Here is a 1,585-nt window from a genome sequence, read left to right as displayed (position 1 = left end):
GGAAGTCCCCACGCGAGTGGGGGTGAGCCGAGCATCGAACATCGGCGTGCCCGTGGCATCCTGAGAGGACGGTTCGTGAATTGATGTCCGTTTCAGGGTGAGGCTGGAGCGGGGCTGGTGGTTGCAGGGTCTGTCGGCTGCTGCTTCGTGGCGAAGCTGCCGGTGTCGACTTCGGTGAGGAGGCCGAGCTTGACCAGGCGTTTCAGCTTGGCGCGGGTGCCTTCGATGTTCTTCGGGAGGGGTTCGTGGTCGAGTGCTTCGCAGACGTCTCGGGCTCGCAGTGGGCTGTCGGCGTCGTTGCAGACGTTGAGGATGCGGGGGTAGTCCGGGTGGTCGGGCAGGTCGGGTGAGGCGCTCTGTGTGGGGATCCGGTCGGCGAGGGCGGTGACGGTCCTGCGGGTGATCGCGAGGTCTTCGAGGTGGGTCTCGGCGTCCCTGAGCCGGCTCTGCAAGTGTGTGATCTGGGTGCGTAGTTCGTCGGCGAGTGCGCGGGCGGCGTCCTCCTGGAGGCCGAGTGCGTCGAGCAGGGGCTCGATGTTCACGCTGCCACCGCCTGCGGTTCGCGCCAGGTGGGGGTGTTCGTGCCGGTGAGGCGGCGGGCCATGACGTGGGTCATCGCCCAGTGGACGCGGGAGGCGGAGGAGGCGAGGCGGTGCTCGTAGTCGCGGACCAGGCGCCGGTGCAGTATCAGGATCGCGTAGGTCTGCTCGACCCTCCAGCGCTTGGGCAGTGGGACGAACCCCTTCTGCTGCGGGTTGCGTTCGACGATCTCGACGTCGATGCCCAGGCCGGCGCCGTGCGCGACGACCTGGTTCTTGAAGCCCTGGTCCACCAGTGCCGTGCGGACGGTGCCGCCGGTGTGCTCGGCGACTTGGTCCAGCAGGGCGATGCCTGCGGCGTTGTCGTGGGTGTTCGCGGCGACGACGACCACGGCGATCAGCAGGCCGAGGACGTCCACGGCCAGTCCGCGTTTGCGGCCCGACACCCGCTTGGCCGGATCGAGGCCGGTGGTCGCGGTGGGGACCCCGGCGGCGGCGTGGACACTCTGGGTGTCCAGGACCACCAGGGTCGGGTCCTCTAATCGGTGGGCCCTCTCGCGGACCTGGCAGCGCAGGAGTTCGTGGACGACCTGGTCGGTTCCGTCGTCCCGCCAGGCGGCGAAGTAGTAGTACGTCGCGCTCTTCGGCGGCAGGTCGTGCGGGAGGTAGGCCCACTGGCAGCCGGTCCGGCCCTGGTAGAGGATCGCGTTCACGATCTCCCGCATCGCATAGGCGCCCTCGTGGCCGCTAACCGAGCGGTGCCGGCCCTTCCACGCGGTGATCACCGGCTCGATCAGAGCCCACTGCTCGTCCGACAAGTCACTCGGGTACGGCTTGCGTTCACTCACATCATCACACCAACAGATCAGCAGCCGCGGGCCGACGGATTCCGCCCCCGTCCACACCATCAGGTGACGACAGAACCCATCAAAGACTCACAGACCGCCCTCTGAAGTCCCCACGCGAGTGGGGGTGAGCCGCCTGCGCCCGCGCGCTCTTGCGAACGGCTCGAGAAGTCCCCACGCGAGTGGGGGTGAGCCGCCGGG

General features: G+C 68.5%; 2 protein-coding genes. Both read right to left on the bottom strand.

What is annotated here, in order from left to right; all coding sequences use genetic code 11:
- Nucleotides 1–92: 92 nt before the first annotated feature.
- Nucleotides 93–542 (bottom strand): hypothetical protein, encoded by a 450-nt coding sequence (locus tag A3IC_RS54660; RefSeq protein ID WP_020550946.1) that lies wholly within the window; start codon nt 540–542, stop codon nt 93–95.
- Nucleotides 539–1,387: an IS5 family transposase gene (locus A3IC_RS0115440; RefSeq protein ID WP_026218294.1), complete on the bottom strand. Its 849-nt coding sequence runs from the start codon at nt 1,385–1,387 to the stop codon at nt 539–541. The genes A3IC_RS54660 and A3IC_RS0115440 overlap by 4 nt, the downstream gene beginning before the upstream one ends.
- Between the last annotated feature and the right edge of the window lie 198 nt (nt 1,388–1,585).

The organism is Embleya scabrispora DSM 41855 (genome assembly GCF_000372745.1).
GTDB lineage: Bacteria > Actinomycetota > Actinomycetes > Streptomycetales > Streptomycetaceae > Embleya > Embleya scabrispora.
This window is presented reverse-complemented; position numbering and strand designations above follow the sequence as displayed.